The organism is Acidovorax sp. KNOB132 (assembly GCF_057541515.1).
Map to the genome: position 1 here is coordinate 1 of NZ_BAAJYT010000205.1, position 6,384 is coordinate 6,384.

The window sequence follows — 6,384 nt, forward strand, 5'->3', positions numbered from 1 at the left end:
GGCAGGCCCAGGCCGCGCCGCCGCCAGGCCTGCGGAATAAAAAAAGCCCCGCGAAAGCGGGGCCGTGGCGGTTCAGAGCCCGGAGGGCCAGGGCCCGCGCAGGCCCGGCCCTGCCGGACTCACTCGGTCGCAGTGCGGATGGTCTCGCGGCCGTGGCGGTCCTTGAGGCGGCCCAGGTCGGTGTCGAGGGCGCGGGCCGCCTTTTCAACCGCGCTGGTGAAGGCATCGGCCAGCTTGTCCGCATCGGCGCTGGCGGCGACGGGTGGGCGCCCCGCCGCGCGGGCTTCCACCACGCAGCGCTTGTCGGCCGCGCCGGACTTGCCGGCGTCCACATCGGACAGGAAGACCTCCACGCGGGTCAGGTGGTCGCGAAAGCGTGCAAGCCGGCTGTTGGTCTCGTCATGGATCCACTGGGCCAGCGATTCGCCGCCCTGGATGTAGTCGTCGGTGTGCACCTGTACTTGCATAGCGTTGCTCCTTTTTTCCAATGGCGCCCGGCAGGGGCCGGGCAAGACGAAAGGGCGGGACCGGCGCGTGGATGCCGCGTTCCGGCCACCACCCGGGGGCATCGTCGCACATCGCAGCGCCGGGCCACCGCAACGCGCGGCGCCGCCGGGCTGTCGGGCAGGCGCCCACGGCGGGAGCGGCCGGTTCCTACAGCCGGTGCCGGGGGCGGGTGTTACAACGTTCGGATGCCTTTTGCCCTGACCTGCGGCGCATCCATTCGCCGCCGATTCTCCTTCGCGGACCGCTGAGCATGTCCACTTCCAAGCGCCTCAAGATCGGCCTGTCCGCCTGCTTCTCACACGCGGACCCCGCCCGCTCGCTGTTCACCAACAAGACGCTGCAGTACGTGGAGCAGTCGATCGCCCACTGGATCATGTCCGCCGGCGCGATGGTGGTGATGGTGCCCTGCCCCACCGGCGAGACCGCGCGCGGCGACGTCACCCTGGCGCACTACGCGGACTGGCTCGATGGCGTGGTGATGCACGGCGGGTCCGACGTGTGGCCCGGCACCTATGGCGAGGTCCCGCTCAAGGACGCCTGGCTGGGCGACCGCATCCGCGACCTGTACGACCTGGCCGTGGTCGAAGCCTTCGAGCAGGCCGGCAAGCCCATCTTCGGCGTGTGCCGGGGGTTGCAGCTGATCAACGTCGCCTTCGGCGGCACGCTCTACCAGGACATCGAAACCCAGCACCCCGGCGCCCAGCAGCACCGCAATGCGGTGACCTACGACCAGCATTTCCACGAGGTGGAGCTGGTGCCCGGCACCCGGCTGTCGCAGATGTACCCAAGCCAGCAGCGCGTGGTGGTCAACAGCATCCACCACCAGGGCATCAAGAACCTCGCACCGGGCTTCGAGATCGAGGCCTGGAGCCATCCCGACGGCGTGCCGGAGGCGATCCGGCGGCGCCCGCAGCGTGGGCGCGGGTACATCGCCGCCACCCAGTGGCACCCGGAATTCTTCAAGCCCGGCTCGTCGCAGACCATGGACGACGCGCCCATCCTGGAGGACTTCCTGGCGGCCTGTTCGCGCTCCAAAGTGCGTCCGTTGCCGGGCCACAGCCCCTTCCAGATCCGGGATCGTGCCGCTCGACTGCTCCGGCAGGCCCTTTTGCTGCGCCGCTGAGGGGCGCGCGCTACCTCAACCGTAGCTATCAAAAACGATAGCGCCACCGCCAGACGGCACAGCGGCGTGGTGGCTGTTTCGCGTTGCAACAATCAATGTGCGCTTTTCCAGCCAATTGTTACCATTTGTTAGCAATGCGAAAGCCCACCGTGTAAATGTGCAATAACTGTGTCCGGAGACAGTGCAGCTTGGAGAGCTGCAAGACGACGTAGACCACTGTCCCATCGAAATTTTCTTCCTGCAACGAATAGGGGAAAGCGATGCCAACGAGACCGTCAGCCGCAGGCACCACGCCGCGCGGAACCCACACCGACCCGTCCCCCAGACTGCCGTTGCGCGCGATGCCTGCCGCCGTGGCCTTGTCCTGCCTGGCCCTCGTGGCCGGGCCCCGCACTGCGGCGGCGGACACCCTCACCGGCAACCTGCAGGCGACCATGCGCATCAGCACGGGCTGCGTCATCTCGGGCAGTTCGGGCGGGCAGTCCGGCGTGAGCTTCGGCACGCTGGACTTCGGCACCCAGCCCGCGACGTTCACTGGCACCGTGAGCGCGGCCCCCACGGGCGGCGCCGGCGGGGCGGGCACCACGCAGATCCTGTGCTCGCCAGAGATCACCGTCATCAGCGTGACGGTGGGCGGCGGGCTGCATGCCGGCCAGGGCGCCGGTGTGGGCGTGGGCACGCGGGCGATGAACTCCGCGTCGGCCTACATCCCCTACGAGGTGTACCAGGACGCGAGCCACACCACGCCCTACCCGCTCAACACGCCGGTGGCGAATGTCGCCATTCCCACGGCGGGAGCGGCGTTCAATCTGCCCATCTACGGGCAGGTCAACAAGACTGGCAGCCAGTCGCTGCCCTTCGGCGCCTACACCGACACGCTCGGGGTCACGCTGACGTTCTGACAGCTCGGCGGCCGGCCACGCGCCCGGCCCGCCCGGAGGACACCCATGATGCAAGCCATCGGACGGCATGGTGGGCCCATGCACGCCCTGAAAAGCCCTGTGCGCCTTTTCCGCAGGCCGCACCCCACCCCGGCGCGCGTGCGCCAAGCCGCCTCGGTGGCGGTGCTCGCGGCGTTGCCGGCGTGGGTCGCCGCGCCCGCCGAGGCCGCCACGCCCATCGCCACCACGGCCACGATTCCGGTGAGCGCGACCGTAGCGCGCGGCTGCCAGATCTCGGGCAGCGCGCAGACCACCGGGCTGTCGTTCGGCCTGCTCGACTTCGGCGTGCATTCGCCCGTGCGCACCGGCACGCACAGCGTCATGGCCACGGGCGGCTCCGGCACGCAGGCCCAGGTGCTGTGCACGCCGGGCACCACGCTGCGGGTGACGGTGGGCAGCGGCCTGCATGCCAGCGGCGCGCAGCGCCGGCTCTCCAACGGCTCGCAGTTCATTCCCTATGCGCTCACGCTGGTCGCGGCCGGCTCGCCGGCCCTGTTGCCCAACGTGGCGGCGGACATGGCGCTGGGCGCCACACCCACGGCGCTGCCCATCCAGGCCACCGCGACGTTCCCGGGCTCCGGGCTCAGCGCCGGCACCTACACCGACACCGTGCAGGTGACCCTGTCGTGGTGACGCTGCACCGCTTCCTCGCGCTCGCCCTGGCCCTGATCTGCCTCTGCGGCATCGGCCCGGCGGCCGCACCGGCGCAAGCGGCCACGCCGATCATGATCTGGCCCGTGGACCCGGTCATCACCGGCCCGCAGCGCGCGGTGGCGCTGTGGCTGGAAAACCGCGGCGCCGAGCCCGTGTCGATGCAGGTGCGGGTGTTCCAGTGGCGCCAGGCCGACGGGCAGGACCGCTTCGAGGCGCAGCGCGAGGTGGTGGCCAGCCCGCCCATCAGCCAGATTCCACCGGGCCAGCGCCAGATGGTGCGCCTGCTGTCCACGCAGCCGGTGCCGGCGCGCACCGAGCAGGCCTACCGCGTGCTGGTGGACGAACTGCCCGCCGCCACGCCCCCGACGCCCCCGGACCCGCCCGCGCCAACACCTCCCTCGGCCGGCGCATCGCGCGCACCCCAGGCGCTGCCCAGCGACGCAGCGGTGGCCGTGCGCCTGCAGATCCGCTATGCGATCCCGCTCTTCGTCTACGGGCCGGACACGCTGCCGCAGCGTCTGGCCGACACCCGGTCGCTGGTCGATGGCACCACCGTCATCACCCCCGAACTGTCGTGGGCCCTCACGGGCGCTGGCCGCACCGGCCAGGTCGTGGTGCACAACCATGGCGCGTCGCACGCGCGCATCACTTCCGTCGCCTGGGCGCGCGGCGGCAGCCGTGCGGCGCAACCCAAGGACGTGCTGAACTACGTGCTGCCCCATGGCCAGATGCCGCTGGACCTGGCGCCGCCGCCCTCACCCGACCACGACCTGATGGTGACGGTCAACGGGCGCGAAGCCCAGCTGCCCCGTGCATCGCAATGAACCGCGCCCCTCTCCGCTGCGCACCCGCATCGCCCGGTGGGGGGTGCTGGCGGCATGCCTGCCGCGCCTGCTCAGCGCCAGCGACTATCCGGTGCCGGACGCGCATGCCGGCGCCCCGGTCACGCTGTTCCTGGAGATCGTGGTCAACGGAAGGACCACCGGCGAGGTCGTCAAGGTGCAGCACAGCGGCCCCCATTACGAGATCGACGCGGAAACGCTGCGCGAGCTGCACGTGCAGACCCCCGAGCCGGATGGCGCTCCCGTGGCGGTGGACACCCTGCCCGGCGTCTCGGCCCAGTACGACAGCCTGGGCCAGCGCCTGCTGCTGCAGGTGCCGCCAGAATGGCTGCCGATGCAGGACCTGGCCGACCACAGCCGCACGCAGCTGCCGCTGGGCGGAGGCAGCGGCGTGCTGTTCAACTACGACGCCTACGCCATGACCACGCAGGGCCGCACCACCTCGTCGGTCTGGTCCGAGGCCCGGTACTTCGGCGAGCCCGGCGTGGTGTCCAGCACCGGCATCCTGCGCCGCGGCGCCACCGGCATGTCGACCGGCTACGTGCGCTACGACACGCAGTGGACCCGGCCCGAGACGCAGGAGGCCACGCAGACCGTGTACGGCGACGTCATCACCGGCTCGCTGCCGTGGAGCACGCCGGTGCGCATGGGCGGCGTGCAGTGGTCGCGCAACTTCAGCATCCGGCCCGACCTGGTGACCTATCCGCTGCCCGCCTTCTCGGGCCAGGCGGCCGTGCCCTCGGCGGTGGACGTGTTCATCAACGGCTTTCGCGCGGCCAACCGGGCCGTGGCGCCGGGCCCGTTCACGCTGGGCGAGCTGCCCACGGTGAACGGCTCGGGCACGGCCTCGGTGGTGACCACCGACGCGCTCGGGCGGCAGGTGCTGACCTCGGTGCCGTTCTACGTCAACACGCAGCTGCTGCGCCCGGGCTGGACCGACTACTCGCTGTCGCTGGGGGCGCTGCGGCGCGCCTACGGCTTTCGCAGCCTGTCCTACGGCCGGCCCCTGGCCTCGGGCGTGTACCGCCAGGGCATCACCGAGGCGTTCACCCTCGAAACCCAGGCGCAGGCGGGCCGCGGGCTCGGCGTGGCCGGCGCGGGCGGGCTGCTGCGGCTGGGCCTGCTGGGGGTCGCCAATGCCTCCGTCACGCGGGGGCAGGCGCAGCGCGACCGCAGCGGCTGGCAGCTCGGCCTGGGCTACCAGTTCCAGAGCACGGGCGGCGGCATCTCGCTGCAGCAGCTGCAGCGCACGCCCGGCTACGGCGATGCCAGCACCTACGCCGACGACGGCTTTCAGCTGCCGCGCCGCACGCGGCAGCTCGATGCCAGCCTGAACGTGGCGCGCGGCTCGTTCAGCGTGGGCTGGGTGGACCTGCAAAGCCGAGAGGGCCAGCGCAGCCGGCTGGCCTACGCCGGCTACAGCACGCCGCTCGGGGACCGCAGCTACCTGTCGTTCACCGCCGGCCGCACGCTGGAGACGGGCCAGACGCAGATGCGCCTGCAGCTCACCTACGTGCTCGGGCCCCAGTCGAGCGCGCAGACCGCCGTGGCCCGCTACGGTGACGGCACCACGCAGGCCCAGGCCAGCGTGCAGCGCACCGTGCCATCGGACGGCGGCTTCGGCTGGAACCTGGGCCACACCGTGGGCGGCCAGGCGAACCGCTACAGCCAGGCCTCGGCGCTCTACCGCGGCGACACCATGACGGTGCAGGGCGGCGCCTACGGCATGGCCGGCCACGGCACGCGCTTCGCGGGCGCGGCCGGATCGATCGGGCTGATGGACGGCTATGCCTTCGCCTCCAACCGCATCAGCGACGGCTTCGCGCTGGTGTCCACGGACGGCATGGCGGACGTGCCGGTGCTCTTCAACCACCAGCGGGTGGGCCGCACCAACGCCCGCGGCTACCTGCTCGTGCCGGAGGTGCCGGCCTACTACGAAGGCCGCTACGAGATCGACCCGCTTTCGCTGCCGGCGGACGTGCACACCCCCAGCCTGGAAAAGCGCGTGGCGGTGGCGCGCGGCACCGGCACCCTGGTGCGGCTGCCGGTGATGCGCGTGCGCACCGCCACCATCACGCTGGTGGACGGCCGGGGCGCGCCGCTGCCAGCCGGCACCGCCGTGGTCCACGAGCAGGGCAACGTGCCCACGGTGGTGGGCTGGGACGGCGTGGTGTACCTCACCGCGCTGCAGGCCCGCAACACGCTGGTGGCCCGCCTGCCGGACGGAGCCGTGTGCCGCGGCGCATTCAGCGAACAGGCCTACGCCGGCACGCGCGACCTGCGCGTGGTGTGCCGCACGGGCGACGCGCCGGCCGAC

6 protein-coding genes are annotated in these 6,384 nt (G+C 71.7%); 5 read left to right on the plus strand and 1 reads right to left on the minus strand.

Translation table 11 applies throughout. The annotated features are described in order from the left end of the window. Window positions 1-119 precede the first annotated feature (119 nt). Window positions 120-467: an HPF/RaiA family ribosome-associated protein gene (locus tag AC27IO_RS18840; RefSeq protein ID WP_272566686.1), complete on the minus strand. Its 348-nt coding sequence runs from the start codon at window positions 465-467 to the stop codon at window positions 120-122. Window positions 468-757: 290 nt separating this feature from the next. Here AC27IO_RS18840 and AC27IO_RS18845 point away from each other — a divergent pair, with 290 nt between their 5' ends. The 5 genes from AC27IO_RS18845 to AC27IO_RS18865 all read left to right on the plus strand — a co-directional run. Beyond that, window positions 758-1,630 (plus strand): gamma-glutamyl-gamma-aminobutyrate hydrolase family protein, encoded by an 873-nt coding sequence (locus AC27IO_RS18845; protein ID WP_272566685.1) that lies wholly within the window; start codon window positions 758-760, stop codon window positions 1,628-1,630. Window positions 1,631-1,971: 341 nt separating this feature from the next. Further along, complete coding sequence (locus AC27IO_RS18850; RefSeq protein ID WP_498740162.1) at window positions 1,972-2,532, plus strand: Csu type fimbrial protein; 561 nt, start codon at window positions 1,972-1,974, stop codon at window positions 2,530-2,532. 45 nt (window positions 2,533-2,577) lie between these two features. Further along, entirely contained in the window at window positions 2,578-3,204 is a 627-nt protein-coding gene (locus AC27IO_RS18855; RefSeq protein ID WP_498740164.1) for a spore coat protein U domain-containing protein, read from the plus strand. Further along, window positions 3,198-4,049 (plus strand): fimbrial biogenesis chaperone, encoded by an 852-nt coding sequence (locus tag AC27IO_RS18860; RefSeq protein ID WP_498740166.1) that lies wholly within the window; start codon window positions 3,198-3,200, stop codon window positions 4,047-4,049. Before AC27IO_RS18855 ends, AC27IO_RS18860 begins: the two co-directional genes overlap by 7 nt. Then, a partial coding sequence (locus tag AC27IO_RS18865) for a fimbria/pilus outer membrane usher protein (protein WP_498740168.1) occupies window positions 4,036-6,384 on the plus strand: 2,349 nt, incomplete at its 3' end. The genes AC27IO_RS18860 and AC27IO_RS18865, both read left to right, overlap by 14 nt.

Bases quoted from the DNA above. Each gene is read 5' to 3' on its own strand.
- AC27IO_RS18855 (WP_498740164.1), top strand. From the start codon at position 2,578: ATGATGCAAGCCATCGGACGGCATGGTGGGCCCATGCACGCCCTGAAA.
- AC27IO_RS18850 (WP_498740162.1), top strand. From the start codon at position 1,972: ATGCCTGCCGCCGTGGCCTTGTCCTGCCTGGCCCTCGTGGCCGGGCCC.
- AC27IO_RS18840 (WP_272566686.1), bottom strand. From the start codon at position 467: ATGCAAGTACAGGTGCACACCGACGACTACATCCAGGGCGGCGAATCG.
- AC27IO_RS18845 (WP_272566685.1), top strand. From the start codon at position 758: ATGTCCACTTCCAAGCGCCTCAAGATCGGCCTGTCCGCCTGCTTCTCA.